20 protein-coding genes, 1 tRNA gene and 1 riboswitch are annotated in these 19,528 nt (G+C 42.8%); of the genes, 15 read left to right on the top strand and 6 right to left on the bottom strand.

Annotated features, from left to right (window positions below; genetic code table 11):
* The first annotated feature begins 231 nt into the window (after window positions 1-231).
* The 3 genes from AC07VD_RS18485 (at window position 232) to AC07VD_RS18495 (ending at window position 3,643) form a co-directional block, all read left to right on the top strand.
* Window positions 232-906, top strand: coding sequence for a GntR family transcriptional regulator (locus AC07VD_RS18485; protein WP_003234129.1), 675 nt, complete (start codon window positions 232-234; stop codon window positions 904-906).
* Window positions 907-1,032: 126 nt separating this feature from the next.
* Window positions 1,033-2,295 carry a glycoside hydrolase family 18 protein gene (locus AC07VD_RS18490; RefSeq protein ID WP_153255726.1) on the top strand — a complete coding sequence of 421 codons (1,263 nt, stop codon included), beginning with the start codon at window positions 1,033-1,035 and terminating at the stop codon, window positions 2,293-2,295.
* Between the two features lie 160 nt (window positions 2,296-2,455).
* Window positions 2,456-3,643: a macrolide family glycosyltransferase gene (locus AC07VD_RS18495; protein WP_494721908.1), complete on the top strand. Its 1,188-nt coding sequence runs from the start codon at window positions 2,456-2,458 to the stop codon at window positions 3,641-3,643.
* Between the two features lie 38 nt (window positions 3,644-3,681).
* Here the strand turns inward: AC07VD_RS18495 and AC07VD_RS18500 are convergent, their stop codons facing one another.
* Together AC07VD_RS18500 and AC07VD_RS18505 are read right to left on the bottom strand one after the other, a co-directional pair.
* Window positions 3,682-4,392 (bottom strand): membrane lipoprotein lipid attachment site-containing protein, encoded by a 711-nt coding sequence (locus tag AC07VD_RS18500; protein ID WP_024571332.1) that lies wholly within the window; start codon window positions 4,390-4,392, stop codon window positions 3,682-3,684.
* 65 nt (window positions 4,393-4,457) lie between these two features.
* On the bottom strand, window positions 4,458-5,846 hold the full coding sequence (locus AC07VD_RS18505; protein WP_494721909.1) for an alkaline phosphatase family protein: 1,389 nt from the start codon (window positions 5,844-5,846) through the stop codon (window positions 4,458-4,460).
* Window positions 5,847-6,176: 330 nt separating this feature from the next.
* On the opposite strand from AC07VD_RS18505, the gene fra reads away from it, so the two are divergent.
* Complete coding sequence (gene fra / locus AC07VD_RS18510) at window positions 6,177-6,548, top strand: iron chaperone frataxin (protein WP_106074111.1); 372 nt, start codon at window positions 6,177-6,179, stop codon at window positions 6,546-6,548.
* 74 nt (window positions 6,549-6,622) lie between these two features.
* Here the strand turns inward: fra and AC07VD_RS18515 are convergent, their stop codons facing one another.
* Together AC07VD_RS18515 and AC07VD_RS18520 are read right to left on the bottom strand one after the other, a co-directional pair.
* Window positions 6,623-7,120 (bottom strand): YdhH/YoaO family protein, encoded by a 498-nt coding sequence (locus AC07VD_RS18515; protein WP_003234115.1) that lies wholly within the window; start codon window positions 7,118-7,120, stop codon window positions 6,623-6,625.
* Between the two features lie 17 nt (window positions 7,121-7,137).
* Window positions 7,138-7,617, bottom strand: coding sequence for a GNAT family N-acetyltransferase (locus tag AC07VD_RS18520; RefSeq protein WP_032727120.1), 480 nt, complete (start codon window positions 7,615-7,617; stop codon window positions 7,138-7,140).
* Between the two features lie 85 nt (window positions 7,618-7,702).
* Here AC07VD_RS18520 and AC07VD_RS18525 point away from each other — a divergent pair, with 85 nt between their 5' ends.
* Window positions 7,703-8,680, top strand: coding sequence for an HD domain-containing protein (locus AC07VD_RS18525; protein ID WP_134155599.1), 978 nt, complete (start codon window positions 7,703-7,705; stop codon window positions 8,678-8,680).
* A gap of 141 nt (window positions 8,681-8,821) precedes the next feature.
* Window positions 8,822-9,439, top strand: a complete 618-nt coding sequence (locus AC07VD_RS18530; protein ID WP_082200996.1) for a YdhK family protein — start codon at window positions 8,822-8,824, stop codon at window positions 9,437-9,439.
* A gap of 15 nt (window positions 9,440-9,454) precedes the next feature.
* Here AC07VD_RS18530 and pbuE read toward each other — a convergent pair whose 3' ends face one another.
* A complete protein-coding gene (pbuE, locus tag AC07VD_RS18535) occupies window positions 9,455-10,621 on the bottom strand; it encodes a purine transporter PbuE (RefSeq protein WP_003234105.1) in 1,167 nt (388 codons plus the stop codon).
* 55 nt (window positions 10,622-10,676) lie between these two features.
* Window positions 10,677-10,776, bottom strand: a riboswitch (purine riboswitch).
* Window positions 10,777-10,952: 176 nt separating this feature from the next.
* Here pbuE and AC07VD_RS18540 point away from each other — a divergent pair.
* The 8 genes from AC07VD_RS18540 (at window position 10,953) to gmuG (ending at window position 18,199) form a co-directional block, all read left to right on the top strand.
* Window positions 10,953-11,264 carry a PTS sugar transporter subunit IIB gene (locus AC07VD_RS18540; protein WP_014112863.1) on the top strand — a complete coding sequence of 104 codons (312 nt, stop codon included), beginning with the start codon at window positions 10,953-10,955 and terminating at the stop codon, window positions 11,262-11,264.
* A complete protein-coding gene (locus tag AC07VD_RS18545; protein WP_021481624.1) occupies window positions 11,264-11,596 on the top strand; it encodes a PTS sugar transporter subunit IIA in 333 nt (110 codons plus the stop codon). Before AC07VD_RS18540 ends, AC07VD_RS18545 begins: the two co-directional genes overlap by 1 nt.
* Window positions 11,597-11,614: 18 nt before the next feature.
* Window positions 11,615-12,943, top strand: a complete 1,329-nt coding sequence (gene celB / locus AC07VD_RS18550; RefSeq protein WP_024571324.1) for a PTS cellobiose transporter subunit IIC — start codon at window positions 11,615-11,617, stop codon at window positions 12,941-12,943.
* 17 nt (window positions 12,944-12,960) lie between these two features.
* A complete protein-coding gene (gmuD, locus tag AC07VD_RS18555) occupies window positions 12,961-14,358 on the top strand; it encodes a 6-phospho-beta-glucosidase GmuD (protein WP_124060026.1) in 1,398 nt (465 codons plus the stop codon).
* Window positions 14,359-14,506: 148 nt separating this feature from the next.
* Complete coding sequence (gmuR, locus tag AC07VD_RS18560; protein ID WP_124060025.1) at window positions 14,507-15,220, top strand: transcriptional regulator GmuR; 714 nt, start codon at window positions 14,507-14,509, stop codon at window positions 15,218-15,220.
* A 28-nt stretch (window positions 15,221-15,248) separates the two neighbouring features.
* Window positions 15,249-16,148, top strand: a complete 900-nt coding sequence (locus AC07VD_RS18565) for an ROK family protein (protein WP_494721910.1) — start codon at window positions 15,249-15,251, stop codon at window positions 16,146-16,148.
* Window positions 16,145-17,092 (top strand): mannose-6-phosphate isomerase, class I, encoded by a 948-nt coding sequence (gene manA / locus AC07VD_RS18570; protein WP_124060023.1) that lies wholly within the window; start codon window positions 16,145-16,147, stop codon window positions 17,090-17,092. Before AC07VD_RS18565 ends, manA begins: the two co-directional genes overlap by 4 nt.
* Before the next feature lie 18 nt (window positions 17,093-17,110).
* Window positions 17,111-18,199, top strand: a complete 1,089-nt coding sequence (gene gmuG, locus AC07VD_RS18575) for a mannan endo-1,4-beta-mannosidase (RefSeq protein ID WP_124060022.1) — start codon at window positions 17,111-17,113, stop codon at window positions 18,197-18,199.
* Between the two features lie 60 nt (window positions 18,200-18,259).
* Here the strand turns inward: gmuG and AC07VD_RS18580 are convergent, their stop codons facing one another.
* Window positions 18,260-19,114, bottom strand: coding sequence for a manganese catalase family protein (locus AC07VD_RS18580; RefSeq protein ID WP_494721911.1), 855 nt, complete (start codon window positions 19,112-19,114; stop codon window positions 18,260-18,262).
* Between the two features lie 337 nt (window positions 19,115-19,451).
* Here AC07VD_RS18580 and AC07VD_RS18585 point away from each other — a divergent pair.
* Window positions 19,452-19,528, top strand: a tRNA-Arg gene (locus AC07VD_RS18585).

Below are 19,528 nucleotides of genomic sequence, written 5' to 3' on the forward strand. Positions count from 1 at the left end.
AAAGATGTAAAAATGTAATCGTGCGCTATTCTGGCGGAGGTATGGTGTCCTATTGACGAAGAAAAACACGCCGTTTTTTCAGTTGCCAGTAGTCCGTCGACCGTCGTTCAGCAAACATATCGTACCTCAAATTCTGGGATCTGACAAGGCAGTTTGTTGCTTCCCATTACCATCTGTTATATGATTTTGATGAAGAAAAGCCCTTGAATATATTCAAAAGAGGTATTATATATGGACGATTTTAAATTAGATAAGCCGACTCCCTACTACCTGCAATTTTATAACCAGCTAAAAAAAATGATCTTCAACGGGACTTTTAAGCCTGGGGAACGGATAAACGAAACACAGCTGGCGAAAAGCTTTGGCGTCAGCCGCTCTCCGATAAGGGAAGCCATGCGATTGCTTGAGAAAGATGGTTTGTTAAAAGCGGATGACCGAAATGGATTTTCGATCACGTCATTAACGGCAAAAGATGTAGATGAGATTTATAAAATCAGAATTCCGCTGGAGCAGCTGGCAGTCGAATTAGTCATAGACGAAGCGGACGAAGAAGAGCTGACCATACTCGAAAAACAGCTTGAAGAAACAGAGAAAGCGATTCACAACGGCACGGAAGATACGGAAATCATTCGTTTAAACCAAAAATTTCATGAGCTGCTGGTTGATTTCAGCCATAACAGACATTTGAAAAATTTGCTTGAGCATGTAAATGATCTGATTCATTTTTGCAGAATCCTTAATTATACCGGCGACCACCGTGCAGAAACGATACTGCGTGAGCACCGCAGGATATTTGAAGAAGTGAAAAAGAAAAACAAAGAAGCAGCCAAACAGCATGTGCTGGCTCATTTCAATCATGACTGTGAGCATTTGAAGCATGTGCTTGAAGAAGGAAAAGAGAATTGATTTGTATGATCCGGTACCAAGGGGGAGCAGAACCCTTGGTATTTTTTTATGTATTCACCACATATCTAAGAGGCCCCGTTAATAAGATTTTATGATGGATTGACTAACGAATAATGGGGGTTAAACATGTTTATCCATATCGTCGGGCCTGGTGATTCTTTGTTTTCCATAGGCAGAAGATACGGTGCTTCTGTTGATCAAATCCGGAGTGTGAATGGTTTAGATGAGACAAATATCGTGCCGGGGCAGGCTCTGCTTATCCCTCTTTATGTATATACGGTTCAGCCGGGAGACACGCTGACCGCCATTGCGGCAAAAGCATTTGTTCCCTTAGAGCGGCTACGGGCCGCAAACCCGGGCATCAGCCCAAATGCTTTACAAGCGGGAGCAAAAATAACGATTCCTTCGATCTCAAATTACATTGCGGGAACGTTAAGTTTTTATGTGCTCCGTAACCCAGACCTCGATCGGGAATTAATCAATGATTATGCGCCATACTCGTCTTCGATTTCGATTTTCGAATACCATATTGCACCGAACGGCGACATTGCAAACCAATTGAATGATGCGGCCGCTATTGAGACAACTTGGCAAAGGCGAGTCACGCCGCTGGCAACAATAACGAACCTTACATCAGGAGGCTTCAGTACGGAGATTGTTCACCAAGTACTGAACAATCCAACAGCGAGAACCAATCTGGTCAACAACATTTATAACTTAGTTTCCACAAGGGGATATGGGGGTGTCACAATCGATTTTGAGCAGGTGAGCGCCGCGGATCGCGATCTTTTCACTGGGTTTTTACGCCAGCTGAGAGATCGACTTCAGGCGGGGGGGTATGTGCTGACGATAGCCGTTCCTGCAAAAACAAGCGATAATATTCCCTGGCTGAGAGGCTACGATTACGGGGGGATAGGAGCGGTTGTCAATTATATGTTTATCATGGCTTATGATTGGCATCATGCCGGAAGTGAGCCGGGTCCTGTAGCGCCGATTACTGAAATAAGGAGAACCATTGAGTTTACGATTGCGCAGGTGCCGAGCAGAAAAATCATTATCGGAGTCCCGCTCTACGGGTACGACTGGATCATCCCGTACCAGCCGGGCACAGTTGCTTCAGCGATTTCAAATCAAAACGCAATCGAAAGAGCGATGAGGTACCAAGCCCCGATACAATATTCAGCCGAATATCAATCACCGTTTTTCCGGTACAGTGATCAGCAGGGGCGGACGCATGAGGTATGGTTTGAGGATGTCAGGAGCATGAGCCGGAAGATGCAGATCGTCCGCGAATACAGATTGCAGGCTATTGGCGCTTGGCAGTTAACGCTGGGCTTTACACCGGGCCCATGGCTTCTGCGGAAATTTTTTACGATCAGAAAAGTGTAAAAAAAGACACCAGAGCTTGGGTGTCTTTTTTTTGATTAAGTCCAGAGCAGCAGAATAGTTCATTCATTTGTACCTTGCATGGGTTGTGTTCCCATTTTACGATTAGTAGTAGTCTGATTAAACAAAGAGTCAGAATACGATTTGAGAGGGAGTTGTCTACATGAAGACAGTATTGATTTTGAATTTTCCTGCGGAAGGCCATGTGAATCCTACCTTAGGCATTACAAAAGCGTTTTCCGATAAGGGATATGATGTCCATTATATATCCACTGAAAAATATAAAAAACGATTAGAAGCAGCGGGAGCAACGGTCCATCTTCACCGGGATCTGCTGCGAACGACACCTATTCATGTCGGTTCGCCCAATGGCATTCTTGATTTCGTGAAAATCCATATCAAAACGTCATTGGACATTTTACAGATTGTCAAAGACTTATCTAAGAGCATTCAATTTGATTTTGTTTATTATGATAAATTCGGCGCGGGGGAATTGGTAAGGGATTACTTAGATATTCCAGGAGTCTCTTCATCGGCGTCTTTCTTGTTTGGCGAGGAGCACCTGAAAATCCTGCCGCTGCATCCGGAGTCTGGAGCGCAGCTTGAATTGGATCAAGAGTGCGAAGACCTTTTGGCAAAAATGAAAGAAACGTACGGTGTTGCCCCGAAAAACCTGGTTCAATTCATGAACAATAAAGGGGAATTGAACGTAGTGTATACAAGCCGTTATTTTCAGCCAGAAAGTGATCGTTTCGGGGATGAATGTCTATTTATCGGGCCGAGCTTTCCAAAGAGAGCGGAAAAAACAGATTTCCCGATTGAACAGCTAAAAGATGAGAAGGTCATTTATATTTCAATGGGGACTGTACTGGATCATACAGAGGATTTCTTCAACCTTTGTATTGATGCATTTTCAGGCTTTAATGGAAAAGTCGTCATCGCTGCCGGAGAAAAAGCGGACCTGACCAAATTAAAGCAGGCGCCGGAAAACTTTATCATTGCTCCGTATGTCCCTCAGCTGGAAGTGCTGGAGCAATCGGATGTTTTCATTACACACGGCGGAATGAACAGCGTAAACGAAGGCATTCATTTCAGCGTGCCACTGGTTGTCATGCCTCATGACAAGGATCAGCCGATGGTGGCGCAGCGTCTCTCTGAACTCCATGCAGGCTATGTCATCTCTAAAGATGAAGTCAATGCCCAAATATTAAAACAAGCCGTAGATGAGGTTTTGCGCAACGATCAGTATACGGCAGGCATTAAAAAAATCAATCAAAGCTTCAAAGAATGTATGGACATGGAAGAAGTGATGGAGCGGATTGATGAGTTGATTCGCCAAAAAAACAAATAAGAAAAAGAACTCCCGTACCTTGTACGGGAGTTCTTGATTTAAAACTTGATTTTGATTTTTTGAGCATCGCTGATTTTCTTATGGTTATGGTCAAAGACGTCACTTGTCGTGATTTCGATCCACTTGATCTTTTTTGTTTTCTTCTCAGCATCCGCGGCCTTATCATGAGCATGGCCGCTTGATGCGTTCACAATAAAGCCGAGATTTCCGGACTTTTCGGCGCCGCCTTCCAATTCGCCGTTTAACTCTTCAAGATAAATATCTTTGTTCCAATCAAAGGTTTCGCCCGTATTTGTTTTCATCAATGCAATCGGCGCAACATTTACTTTTTTTGAAGAGGTGTTCTTGATATCAACGAAGACCTTAACGAAATCAAACTCTTCATCGTGTGTTAACTCATGAAAGTAATCAATCATGCTGTAGTCCGGGCGCAAGTGGATCAGCTTCATTTCTTTTACCGTTAACTCCACGTCGCCAATCTTATAGGTTTTGTTCACTTGTTTGATATCTTTTAAGACAGCTTTTCCTTTATCATCTGAAAACGTTTGGCCGACCTTAAGCAATGACCGGTCATCAGTTACCTGGGAATTAGGCTGATAATCATCTGTGCTGTCCTTCTGGGATGAAGTGCTTTGCGGCTCAGCTTTTACTGTTTTCTCCCCGCCTGCATGCTGTTTTTCAGTACTGGCGTTTGATGAGCAGCCCGCAAGCATGATAGCAAAAACGAAAATTGAAAGAATTCTTCTCATGATGATTCCTCCATTAAAAAGAGATCCCGTTACTTCATACAAGCAACGGGACACCTTGTATTCTTTTACTTATCGTTAATCTTAATGTTGTATTGTAAAGCCTTGAAGACATTTTTTGCGATTTCTGTATTATCAATTTGGCCGGCAAATGTCTCACTAGACGGACCGTATGCATAGACGGGAACATCTTCACCGGTATGTCCGCCTGTTGTCCATCCAGTGTGAGAGCGTTTATTAAAAATGTTCTCGATTGCGTTATCGATATCCAGCACTTCCTTCGATTTTGCCGCTTCTTCAACAGATTGAATTTCGGCTTTTGTTAAAGACAATTTCTTTTGATCGATATATGTTTTCAACGTTTTTTCAACATCCGCGCCGTCAGCGATCTTTTCTGCCATAAAGTCTGGTGTGCGTTTTGCGGCTTTAATGGGTTCACTGAACCAATTGTAGATGCCGTCCGCACCGATGGAATATCCGCCGGTTGAGTGGTCAGCCGTTGCGACAACCAATGTGTGCTTGTCTTTTTTAGCGAAATCAATAGCCGCCTTATAAGCTTGTTCGAAGTCTTCCATCTCGCTCATGGCGCCGACGATATCATTGTCATGGCCCGCCCAGTCAATTTGGCTGCCTTCCACCATGAGGAAGAATCCGTCTTTATCCTTGTTTAATTTTTTAATGGCTGTGTTTGTCATATCTTTAAGTGATGGAACATCCTTCGTCCGGTCAATCTTTTTAGGCAGGCCGCCGTCAGCGAATAGGCCAAGAACTTGGCTGTCTTTGTTTTTCAGCATGTCCTTGCGGTTATCCACATAGCTGTACCCCGCTTTTTTGAATTCCTTGATCAAATTACGGTCCTTACGGTCAAAATTGCTCTTTCCTCCGCCTAGAAGGACATCAATTTTGTGCTTGCCGTTGACCATCTCATCAAAATAATCATCCGCAATTGAGTTCATATTTTTTCGGCTGTGGTCGTGTGAACCGAAAGAGGCCGGAGTGGCGTGTGTAATTTCTGAAGTGGCCACAAGTCCTGTTGCTTTTCCTTTTTCTTTCGCAGCTTCAAGCACCGTTTTGGCTTCTGACCCGTCGTTATCCACGGCTATGGCATTATTGTATGTTTTAATTCCCGCAGACATAGCCGTTGCCGCCGCTGCAGAATCTGTTACATTTTGTTCAGGATCATCGGGGTAAGTTGTTTGCTGGCCGACAAGATACTGATCAAAAGCCGTAGGTTCCACAACTTTTGTCTTTTTATTATCCTTTAAGTATCGATAAGCGGACGTATAAGACACACCCATACCATCACCAATCAGAACAATAACATTCTTAATTTCGTCTTGGTTTCCCTTTTTCTTTTCCTGGGCGCTGGCATCAGGCACACTGCCGCTGGCTAAGCTGCTGAACGCAATTGATGATAAAACCGCGATAGGCAGTAATTTCTTCGGGAATTTTTTCAACTGGATAACCTCCTAAATATAGATGAATCTCAATGACAACCCAATTATATTTTTAAACTGTTAAGCTAGTATTAATCGATTTTAAAGATTGAATTTACAAGAATAATGAACTGCTATCAAAAGAAGGAAAGAGTGATAGTACTAAAGAAATAAATTGGAGGAATAGATACTTGCCGTGGATAGGCGGACTGAAATCTGCTATAGTCGCATAGAAGCAACCCGCTTACATCTTGAACAATTTTAAGTATTATGTTGGAAAGAGGTATTGTGTAAGCACATGTCTGAGCAATTCATATGGAGTGGCATCATTTTATTTTAGGAGGGAACAACATGGACGTTTTTTCTGAGTATTTAGCGGGGATTGATGACCCGTTCCACCGAGAAAGAACGGAAGAGGTGTTAACTTGGATAAAAAATAAATATCCAAATTTACATACAGAAATAAAATGGAATCAACCGATGTTTACGGATCACGGTACATTTATTATTGGCTTTAGTGTTTCTAAAAAGCATTTAGCTGTCGCTCCTGAAAAAGTAACGATAGCGCACGTAGAGGATGATATTGTGAAGGCCGGATATGACTACACCGAGCAGCTGATACGTATCCCTTGGAATGGTCCAGTTGATTACACGCTACTTGAGAAAATGATTGAGTTTAATATTCTGGATAAGGCGGACTGCTCCACTTTTTGGCGGAAATGAAGAAAAAGGCATAACATATGGGCTGTATAAAATATGTTATGCCTTTTCATTTGTCTATTTTTCGTTTTGATCATCTATTGCTGCTTTTCATCAAACAAGGTCTTTTCATTGAGCGTAAGCTGACTCGCAGAATAATGATTACCTTGTTTCCATTTCACTTCTATCGTAATATCATGGCCTTCAAGCTCATGTTCATCTAACCGCTCTAAAAAAGAAACGGACTTTTCCTTTGCGCTTCCATCAGAAAAAGTGCCTCCAGCATAATCATGCATCGGGATTTCCGTGTCAGAACTCAGCAGAACTTCATCATCCTTTTTTACAATCAGTGATTCCAAATAAGTGTTGTCTATTTCAATTGTATCACCGATCCAATAAAGTTTGCCGCTGTATTCATTCGGTGCATCTTCATTTTTTGTGAAAACTGCTTCCCAATTCTGGTCTTTGCTTTCTCCCTGCCAATTCGGATACTCCAAACGAACATGATGAATCAGGTGATAGGAAAAAAAGATCAAGCAGAAAGCGATTAATAGGAATGCCGTGAAAATGAGAGGGTATTTATAATGACTGGACATAAAAGACTCCTATTCGTTTAATCAATTACCTTCGAAAATAGAATTTCATCCCGAATCAAAATGCCGTTTTCAGCCACCTCGGGAATCTCCGGCTTGAGTCGGCGCGCTTTTTCAACTGCGTTCGGAAACACTTCGGCGAATTGATAGCCTCTCTTTTGATAAAACGCCATCGCATGTACATTATCATTCGTTGTGATAAGCTTTATTCGTTGACAATGTGCATGTTTAGCCGTCTCTTCAACCTGCTGAAGTAAAGCTGTGCCGATTCCTTTATTTTCAATCATACTATCTAATGAAATAATTTCACAATCTTTCCCATCTATTGTGTATGTAATACAGCCAATGATTTCGCCGCTTTCATTTACTGCGGCAAATCCATCTAATTCATCACATCGAAAAATGCCGCTGGAAATCGCCATCTCGGGTGTACCCCAATGCTTGGCAAAAAAAGCGGTCAACATATGTTTCGCTATCTCATTGTTTGGGATGATGATCATCGTAACACTCCTCTATTGAAAGATTGCATGTGTACTATCAATATAAACAATATATAACAAAAAAAATAGATGTTGAGGTGACGGCATGGAAATCAGCGATGTCATTTACGGGCACCACCATATAGACGGAGTGCTGGAAGAGCTTATCAAAAGCGCTCCTGTGCAAAGATTAAAAGGGATCTATCAAGGCGGAGCAAGCTTTTTAGTCAATCGAAGGTGGAATGTGACCCGGTATGAGCACTCCATCGGCGTAATGCTCCTCATCAAAAAGCTCGGAGGAACGATAGAAGAACAGATTGCGGGTCTGCTCCACGACGTATCACACACAGCTTTTTCTCATGTGGTCGACGTTGTCTTTGAAAATCAAGCAGAAGACTATCATGAAAACATCTTTCAACAAGTCATTGTTCACTCTGAAATCCCGGACATTTTACAAAAACACGGCTATCATACTGAAGAACTTTTATCTGACGATTCAAGGTGGACATTGCTCGAACAGCCCGCACCGGAGCTGTGTGCTGATCGGACAGACTATACGCTGCGTGATATGTACCGATATGGACACATTAACCTGCACGAAGCGCAAACCTTTTTGGATCATCTTATTGTGAGAAACGGAAGGATGTTTCCTGATAGTATTGAAGCCGCCGAATGGTTTGTCAGTGTGTACTACAAGGAAGTAATTGATTTCTTTTTGAATCCTGTGAATGTATATGGATATGAATATTTAGCGCGAGCATTGAAGGCAGCGCTGCGGCATGATGTCATATCCGCAGAGGATCTGCTGAAAACGGACCAAGAGGTACTGAACATCCTGCGTGCATCAAAAAATGAAGAAGTCCTGAGCTTGCTTACATCTATTCATCCCGGCATACAAGTAATAGAAGATGACATCCAGTACGATTTCCATCAAAAGAAGAAAATGCGCCTAATCGATCCATCCATTTTTCTTGATGACAAATGGATCAAATCCTCAGATGTTTCTGAAAAGGTGAGGAAAATGGGTGAGGCCGCTTATCAAAAAGCAAAAAAAGGTGTGTATATAAAAATCTTAAATCAGTAATTGCCGCCTGACAGCGGCTTTTTTTATGTTTGGCTTTGCAAACAAAGGGGAATAGGACAAACTGCGGGAACGCATTATGAGAATATCAGCGTATTTACATACCATTCGGGGGTATAGTATTATCGAGAGGGCATGTTTTCATTGTCTGCGGGCAAAAGTTACAGGAAAAAAATGAAGCAAAGGAGAATGAACATGAAAATCTCTAAAAATGCACTGGGAATTCTGATGTTATCTCTTGTTTTTGTTTTATCAGCATGCGGCAATAACAACAGTACGAAAGAAAGCACACATGACAATCATTCAGACTCCTCAACACATGAAGAGATGGACCATTCCGGATCAGCTGACGTTCCAGAGGGATTACAGGAATCTAAAAATCCGAAATACAAAGTAGGCAGCCAGGTAATCATCAATACTTCCCATATGAAAGGCATGAAAGGTGCTGAAGCTACGGTAACAGGCGCCTATGATACAACTGCGTATGTTGTTTCTTATACTCCGACTAATGGGGGACAGCGTGTGGATCATCACAAATGGGTGATCCAAGAAGAAATCAAAGATGCCGGAGATAAAACATTACAACCCGGAGATCAGGTGATTTTAGAGGCTTCTCATATGAAAGGCATGAAAGGAGCAACAGCCGAGATCGATTCCGCGGAAAAAACAACTGTATACATGGTTGACTATACATCGACAACAAGCGGCGAAAAAGTGAAAAACCACAAATGGGTCACCGAAGATGAGCTTTCAGCTAAATAATAAAAAATCCTCCTTTTACAAGGAGGATTTTTTTGCTGTTTGAACAGGTCTTGTTAAAGAAATGAAAGCAAACAGGACAGCGATGATCACAATCGATCCGCCGCACCATGCCGTTGACACCACAGTACCCGTCTGATCCAAAACAACACCGCCAATGGCTGAGCCAAGGGCAATTCCGACTTGGAGGGCCGATGTGTTAAAGCTTTGCTGAATGTCAGACGAATCAGGTGCAATTTCAATTAAATAGCTTTGCTGAGCCGGGGCGAGGCTCCAGCTCAGAAGACCCCAAATCACCATGACAGGCAAAAAGAAAATCATAGACGATGTAGACAGCGGCAGTAAGAACATAATGATGGCAAAGGAACCGGTCACCAGCAAAATGCTCTTAAAGGAACCAAGCCGGTCAGATAGCGCTCCTCCGAAAGGGCCTCCGCATACAGCAGATATCCCGAAAAGGAAATAACAAATGCTGACCCAGAAAGAGCTCAGGTGAAGAGTCTCTTCTAAAAACGGCGCAAAGTAAGCGTAAAGCGTGTAGTGGCCAGCTAATGTAAACATCGTGACGAGGTGTGAACTCGCGATTTTCAGATTACCGATCGTCTTGAGTTGTTCCCGGAAAGGAATCATTTTCTCCGCCGGTATTCTTTCAAAGAAGATTGAAATAATCAGCATGGAGATCAGTGCCAACAGGCCGATGCCAAGGAACAAAATCCGCCACCCGAAGGAATCGCTGATTAAGATTCCGAGCGGCACGCCTAATGCGATAGCAGAGCTGAATCCCATAAAAATAATTCCGATTGCGCGGGCTCTGTATTCAGGCGCTACAATTTTCGGGGCAATTGTTAAAGAAAGCACAACAATCAGCCCTGTACTCATTGCTGCCAATACCCTAGATACCATCAGTGTTGCGAAATTAGGGCTGAAATAGGCGACAAGATTGCTAAGGAAGAAAACAAATAAAGCAATTAGATATAAGCGCTTCCGCTCAATCTTCGCAGTCAATGCCAAAAGCAGCGGCCCAGATACTGCATATCCCAGCGCAAACACACTGATCAGCTGTCCGGCTGAAACAATGGAAATGTCTAAATCATTTGCGATCTGAGGAAGAATTCCCCCCACAATTAACTCAACCAATCCGACTGCAATCGTAGAAGCTGCAAGCAGGAAAACTTTGAAATTCATAACAAACTCCTTTACTTAAATGTTTTGATAAATAAAAAAAATCCTGATTACAAAAAATGTCATAAACAAATTTTGTAATCAGGATTTTACGGTTCCTGGTAGACACCCTCAAACCATATTATTGAGGTTATACAAGTGATAATAGCTATTTAATTGATTCGTTTCCGTTGATGAGTGTACCACATTATGAATGAATCTTCCATAGAAAAATTTACAAAATGATGAACCGGACAAGCATATGATTATATTTATTTTACAAAAGTATAGACATTTAAAAATAAATGACTATAATAATCGGTGTAAGCGTTTTAATCACAAGGGGGGATAGCAGTTGAAAAAAATATTACTCGCGTGCAGTTCAGGAATGTCTACCAGTTTATTGGTGACAAAAATGAAGGAATACGCACAGTCTATCGGTGAGGAAGCAGAGATTTGGGCTGTTGGCCAGGATAAAGCAAAAGAAGACATGAGAAAAGCGGATGCCGTTTTGATCGGTCCGCAAATGAGCTTTCTGAAAAGCGAACTCCAAAAAGAAGCGGATCAATACAACATTCGGGTTGAAGTCATTGACATGATGGCCTACGGAATGGCAGATGGGAAAAAAGCGTATGAGCAGGCATTGTCCTTAATGGAGAATCAATAATGGAACAGGTGAAAATCACGAATTTAACAGACGAACAAATCAGTTTTCAGCTTATCCTGCACAGCGGCAATGCCCGCAGCTGCATTATACAATCACTGCGCGCCTACAAAGAAGGGAACAAGGATGAGGCGGATGCCCTCATTGCCAAGGCTGAGCAGGATTTATCCGCGGCCCATGACATTCACTTTCAAATGATACAAAAGGAATCCGGCGGAGAAGCACAAGCTTTCTCATTGCTGCTTATGCATGCGGAGGATCACCTGATGTCAACATTATCCATGAAAGAATTAGTGAAAGAGATGCTTGATCTTTTTAAAACCAAGAATCTATAAATAATCGGGGTGGATAGGGTGTTCGAGAAAATCAGCCAATTCCTTGTTCCAATTGCAGGGAGGTTAAACAATAACCGCTATTTGCAAGTGCTGCGTGATGCATTTATGCTGGCTTTCCCGCTTACGATATTCGGGTCCATTTTTGTCGTGTTAACGAATTTGCCGTTTCTAAACAAAATCATGAATGCCTCAATGCTTACATCGTTTCAGTCTCATTTCGGCATTGCCTCCACGGCGACTATGGGCATTATGTCTGTCTTTGTTGTGTTCGGGATAGGCTATTACCTGTCAAAAAGCTATCAGGTCGAAGCTGTATTTGGCGGAGCGATCGCTTTGGTTTCCTTTTTGCTCTTAACGCCATTTATCGTTCAGCCGGAAACAGGAGATGCCGTTACAGGGGTTATCCCGGTCGACCGTCTCGGTGCAAAAGGGATGTTTCTTGGGATGATTACGGCATTTCTTTCTGGTGAAATCTACAGAAGAATCGTTCAAAAAAACCTGACAATCAAAATGCCAGCCGGCGTTCCGCCTGCTGTAGCAAAATCATTCGCCGCACTTATTCCGGCTTTTATCACATTGACCGTATTTTTGCTGATTAACGTAATGGTGACTCTGTTTTTTAAAACAAATATGCACGACGTCATTTATCACGCGATTCAGGCTCCGCTTGTCGGACTTGGAAGCGGTATCATCCCAACGCTGATTGCCGTGTTTTTCATTCAAATTCTTTGGTTTTTCGGACTGCATGGACAGATCATTATCAACTCCGTGATGGACCCGATTTGGAATACACTGCAGGTAGAAAACCTTTCTGCTTACACGGCGGGAAAAGAAATCCCTCATATTATTTCAAAACCGTTTATGGAGATTTATACAGTAGGGATGGGCGGAACCGGGATGACGCTTGCGATTGTGTTTACCATTCTCATATTCATGAAAAGCAGGCAGATGAAGCAAGTATCAAAACTTGGCCTCGCTCCCGGTATTTTTAACGTAAACGAACCGATTATCTTCGGGCTTCCGATTGTCATGAATCCGATCATTATTGTGCCTTGGGTGCTGGCACCGATGGTTGTTACGCTCGTCACCTATCTGGCTATGTCAGCCGGGCTCGTTCCGCCTCCGACTGGTGTGACGGTGCCGTGGACGGTTCCATTATTCATTAATGGCATCATGGCGACGAACTCAATCATGGGGGGCGTGATGCAGCTTATCAATCTGCTGATTGTCTTCGTGATCTGGTTTCCATTCCTAAAAGCAATGGATAAATTAAATCTGGCAAAAGAAAAAGAACAGGCTGTGCAGGATTCAGCTGCTCAGCAAAATGATAACAGCATAAAAATGTGACATAAGGGGAGAGAGACTTGGCACAAACAGAAAAATATCGTTTTCCAAAGGATTTTTGGTGGGGATCATCGGCTTCAGCAACACAAACGGAGGGTGCCGCCGACAGAGACGGAAAAGGCCAGAATATATGGGATTATTGGTTTGAAAAAGAACCGCATCGTTTTTTTGATCATGTCGGCCCCGCAGACACATCCCAATTTTACGACAACTATAAAGAAGATATCAGGCTGATGAAGGAGCTTGGCCACAACTCGTTCCGGATGTCGATTTCCTGGTCACGTTTAATACCAAACGGAACGGGCGAGATCAACGATACAGCCGCAAATTTCTATAACAATGTCATTGATGAGTTGATCGCTAACGGAATTGAACCTTTTGTCAATTTGTTTCATTTCGATATGCCGATGGTGCTTCAAAAAATCGGCGGCTGGGTCAATAGAGAGACGGTTGACGCGTATGAAAACTATGCAAGAACTTGCTTCCGTTTGTTTGGCGGCCGGGTGAAAAAATGGTTCACGCATAATGAACCAATCGTTCCCGTAGAAGGCGGATACCTATATGATTTTCATTATCCAAACAAGGTCGACTTTAAAGAGGCCGTCCAGGTTGGATTTCATACGATGCTATCAAGTGCCCGTGCCATTCAGGCTTACAGGGAGATGAAGCAGGACGGAAAAATCGGTATCATCTTAAATTTGACCCCTTCATACCCGAGAAGCAGCCATCCGGCGGATGTGAAAGCCGGGGAAATCGCAGACGCGTTTTTTAACAGATCTTTTTTAGATCCATCTGTCAAAGGCGAATTTCCCAAAGAGCTGGTTGACATGTTGAAGCATGAAGGCTTTATGCCAGATTACAAAGCTGAAGATCTTGACATCATCAAAAAGAACACGGTTGACCTGTTGGGAGTGAATTATTACCAGCCGAGACGTGTGAAAGCGAAAGAACATCTTCCGAATCCCGACGCTCCTTTTTTGCCGGACAGATATTTTGATCCCTACGTCATGCCGGGCCGTAAAATGAATCCGCATCGCGGCTGGGAGATCTATGAAAAAGGCGTTTATGATATTTTGATCAATTTAAAAGAAAACTACGGAAACATCGAGTGTTTTATCTCTGAAAACGGCATGGGGGTTGAAGGTGAAGAGCGCTTCAGAGATGAACAAGGCATCATTCAAGATGATTACCGGATTGAATTTATAAAAGAGCACCTCAAATGGATTCACCGCGCCATACAGGAAGGATCAAACGTAAAAGGCTATCACTTATGGACGTTCATGGACAACTGGTCTTGGACAAATGCCTATAAAAACCGATACGGGTTTGTATCAGTCAATCTTGAGAAAGACGGAGAAAGAACCGTCAAAAAGAGCGGAAAATGGTTCAAAGAGGTTGCTGAGCATAGCGGTTTCTAGATTTTCCTAAAGGTCAAGATCTTCCGGCAATCATCATAACGAATAGAGATGACGAAAATCCGCAACATTGATGAAATAGGGAAAAGAACTTATGATATCCGTAAAAGCTTATGTGATATCAGACTCTAACAGCTGCCGGAGGATACCAATGAATAAATACGAAATCATTGCAAATGAAATGAGAAAAAGAATTAAAAATAACGTATATCCGATCGATCAGCCCATTCCTGATGAAGTATCTCTTGCAAAAGAATTTAACTCAAGCCGCATGACGATGAAGAGAGCCTTGGATAATTTAGTTGCCGAGGGTCTGCTGTTTAGAAAACGAGGCCATGGCACGTTTATTATTCAATCTGCAATACAGGATGACCATGTCCATGTAGTCAGCAATGAGATTCTCGGATTGACCAACTTGCTGAAAGATAAAAAAATCCAAAGCAAGGTCATTCAGTTTGAAGTGCAATTTCCCACTGAGGAAGTTGCCGCCCATTTGTCTATTGATCAGAAAACACCGGTTTATTATGTCGTTCGGCTGCGAATTGTAGAAGGTGAACCCTATGTATTAGAAAAAACATATATGCCGACTCATTTAATACCGGGCATTAATGACGATGTCCTTCATGATTCGATCTACAATCATATTACAAATGTGCTGCACCTCAAAATCGCCGGAACGCATCGGAAAATCAGAGCCTGCAAATCTGATCATATTGACCAGCAGCATCTGGGCTGTAAACAGGATGATCCAATTCTTGAAGTGGAACATGTGGGCTTCTTAGATACCGGGATTCCATTTGAATATTCCTTTTCACGTCATCGGCATGACAAGTTTGTTGTGACTTCTGTAAACATACGGCGCTGATTGCGGAGACAACAAGGAGGCCATCTGCATGCTTGGCGGTATTGAAGCAGGCGGCACAAAGATTGTTTGTGCTGTCGGTAAGGAAGATGGAACAATCATTGACCGAATAGAATTCCCCACAAAGATGCCGGATGAAACGATAGAGAAAGTAATTCAATATTTTCGCCAATTTTCATTAAAGGCAATCGGCATCGGTTCCTTTGGTCCCGTTGATAACGATAAAACCAGTCAAACATACGGTACCATTATGGCCACGCCGAAAGCGGGCTGGAGACACTACCCCTTTTTGCAAACCGTTAAGAACGAAATGAAAATCCCAGTCGGATTTAGTACAGATGTCAACGCTGCGGCGCTGGGTGAATTCCTTTTCGGTGAAGCGAAGGGTCTCGACAGCTGCCTGTATATAACGATTGGTACTGGCATCGGTGCGGGAGCAATTGTAGGGGGCAGGCTCCTTCAGGGGCTGTCGCACCCAGAGATGGGCCATATTTATATCCGGAGGCACCCGGATGACGCATACCAAGGGAAGTGTCCTTATCATGGAGATTGCTTTGAAGGCTTGGCTTCCGGTCCCGCCATTGAAGCGCGCTGGGGAAAAAAAGCCGCGGATTTATCAGATATAGCACAAGTCTGGGAACTGGAAGGGTACTATATTGCCCAAGCACTGGCTCAGTATATTTTGATCCTTGCACCTAAAAAAATCATTCTTGGCGGCGGCGTCATGCAACAGAAACAAGTGTTTTCTTATATCTATCAATATGTACCGAAAATCATGAACAACTACTTAGATTTTTCTGAATTGTCAGATGATATAAGTGATTATATTGTACCTCCACGTTTAGGCTCTAACGCCGGAATCATCGGCACGCTAGTTTTGGCGCACCAGGCCTTACAAGCAGAGGCAGCATCCGGGGAGGTGCGATCATGACGCATCCTTTATTTTTAGAGCCTGTCTTTAAAGAAAGACTATGGGGAGGGACGAAGCTTCGTGACGTTTTTGGCTACGCAATACCCTCACAAAAAACAGGTGAGTGCTGGGCCGTTTCTGCACATGCCCATGGCCCGTCGGCTGTAAAAAGCGGTCCGCTGGCAGGAAAGACACTAGATCAAGTATGGCTAGATCATCCAGAGATTTTCGGTTTTCCAGATAGGAAGGTGTTTCCGCTGCTGGTAAAGCTGCTGGACGCCAATATGGATCTCTCAGTGCAAGTCCATCCTGATGATGATTATGCAAAACTGCACGAAAATGGCGACCTTGGTAAAACAGAGTGCTGGTATATCATTGATTGCAAAGATGACGCCGAACTAATTTTGGGACATCACGCAAGCACAAAGGAAGAGTTCAAACAACGAATAGAAAGCGGTGATTGGAACGGGCTGCTGAGGCGAATCAAAATCAAGCCCGGAGATTTCTTTTATGTGCCAAGCGGTACACTCCATGCTTTATGTGAGGGAACCCTTGTCCTGGAAATCCAGCAAAACTCTGATACAACGTATCGCGTATACGATTATGACCGCTGTAATGACCAGGGCCAAAAAAGAACTCTTCATATAGAAAAAGCCATGGAAGTCATAACGATACCGCATATCGATAAAGTGCATACACCGGAAGTGAAGGAAGTTGGTAACGCAGAGATCACTGTATATGTACAATCAGATTATTTCTCAGTGTACAAATGGAAGATTAGCGGCCGAACTGCTTTTCCTTCATATCAAACCTATTTGCTGGGGAGTGTTCTGAGCGGATCAGGACGAATCATAAATAATGGTAGTCAGTATGAATGCAATGCAGGCTCACACTTTGTCTTGCCTGCGCATTTTGGCGAGTTTTCAATAGAAGGAACATGTGAATTCATGATATCTCATCCTTAATGAATGGGGGAGTTGCATTTGTTTAAGAAACATACGATCTCTTTGCTCATTTTATTTTTACTTGCGTCTGCTGTTTTAGCAAAACCAATTGAAGCGCATACTGTGTCGCCTGTGAATCCTAATGCACAGCAGACAACAAAAGCAGTGATGAACTGGCTTGCGCACCTGCCGAACCGAACGGAAAACAGAGTCCTTTCCGGAGCGTTCGGAGGTTACAGTCATGACACATTTTCTATGGCTGAGGCTGATAGAATCCGAAGCGCCACCGGGCAATCGCCTGCTATTTACGGCTGCGATTATGCCAGAGGATGGCTTGAAACAGCAAATATTGAAGATTCAATAGATGTAAGCTGCAACAGCGATTTAATGTCGTATTGGAAAAATGGTGGAATCCCTCAAATCAGCTTGCACCTGGCGAATCCTGCTTTTCAGTCAGGGCATTTTAAAACACCGATTACAAACGATCAGTATAAAAAAATACTAGATTCTTCAACAGCAGAAGGGAAGCGGCTGAATGCCATGCTCAGCAAAATTGCTGACGGACTTCAAGAGCTGGAGAACCAAGGTGTGCCTGTTTTGTTCAGGCCGCTGCATGAAATGAACGGTGAATGGTTTTGGTGGGGACTTACATCATATAACCAAAAGGATAATGAAAGAATCTCTCTATATAAACAGCTCTACAAGAAAATCTATCATTATATGACCGACACAAGAGGACTTGATCATTTGATTTGGGTTTACTCTCCCGACGCCAACCGAGATTTTAAAACTGATTTTTACCCGGGCGCGTCTTACGTGGATATTGTCGGATTAGATGCGTATTTTCAAGATGCCTACTCGATCAATGGATATGATCAGCTAACAGCGCTTAATAAACCATTTGCTTTTACAGAAGTCGGCCCGCAAACAGCAAACGGCAGCTTTGATTACAGCCTATTTATCAATGCAATAAAACATAGATATCCTAAAACCATTTACTTTCTGGCATGGAATGATGAATGGAGCCCAGCAGTAAACAAGGGGGCTTCAGCTTTATATCATGACAGCTGGACACTCAATAAGGGAGAAATATGGAATGGCGATTCTTTAACGCCAATCGTTGAGTGAATCCGTAATGTCACAATTAAGAAGGTGCTCAAGAAGTTTCTTGAGCACCTTCCCACTGGATTAAGCATTCATATCGTCTAACCCAGGACTGTGTTCATTTGGTATTTCAGGAAGCACTGGTACGGGAAAGCCTGCCGGAGGATCTATTACTTGTAACTCTCCGCCATTTCGGCTTGGAGATTTCCCTTGATAGATTTCACTGATTCTCGTTTCATCCAACCTAAAGTTAAACTGTGCATTATGGTAGCCTAATTCGACATACTTTCTGCACTCAGGATATTTATTAATGTCATAATTCGGCACAGGGAGCAGCTTCGCCCATTCAACGCCCAATGTCTCGAGCGCTTTCGCGAATGCATTCTGGTGAGCATTGTCGCGTACAATCAGAAAAGCAAGTGTTTCGCGGAACGTCTGATTAGAGCTCATTTCATAAATTCTTGTTTTTTGCAGCACACCTGTCGACTCAAGAAGCAGGTTATCCAGCAGGTCAGTAATTAAGTTTCCGTGGTTATACACCCACGACCCGTTCCACGGATTGCCCCCTGCATCAACAGGAAGGGAACTTTGCGCTCCAATAATATAATGATGAGGATTAGCATGTTTAACCGCTTCATCAAGTGGCGCTTGATCTGTACCTTGACTGCCGACACCTTCACCGCCTGATTCATCTAATAAAGCATTGATTGTGTTTTGAACCAGTTCAACGTGGGCAATCTCCTCTAAAAAAATGCCGCGAAGCAGATCGCGATACTGTTTCTGCTTTCCTCTGAAATTAGAGCTTTGGAAAAAAAACTGCATCATTGTACGCATTTCTCCATAATGACCGCCTAATATCTCCTGCAGGACCTTAGCAGCTGCCGGGTCTGGCTTGTCCGGTTTAATGATATTAATCAGTTCCTCTTTGTAGTAATACATAACACGCCTCATTTCTTCTTAAGAGATTTTCTTATATTATTTGTAAGATGAGATAAAATATATACACGATAAGCATGGGAAGGCGTGAAAGAAGAAAATAAAAAAATACAGGAAAAGTGTTGACCAAATAAAACAGGCATGGTATATTATTAAACGTCGCTGATGAACAGCGTGAAACAAAACGAAAAACAAAAAAGTTTTTTCTAAGGTGTTTACAAGATTATAAAAATGTGTATAATAAGAAAAGTCGAATTGAAAAAGATTCGAAAAACATTTTTTAAAAAAACTTCTTGACTTCAACATCAAATGATAGTATGATAGTTAAGTCGCTTGATAAGCGCCCGTAGCTCAATTGGATAGAGCGTTTGACTACGGATCAAAAGGTTAGGGGTTCGACTCCTCTCGGGCGCGCCA

Source organism: Bacillus sp. GW821-FHT01G09, assembly GCF_059422205.1.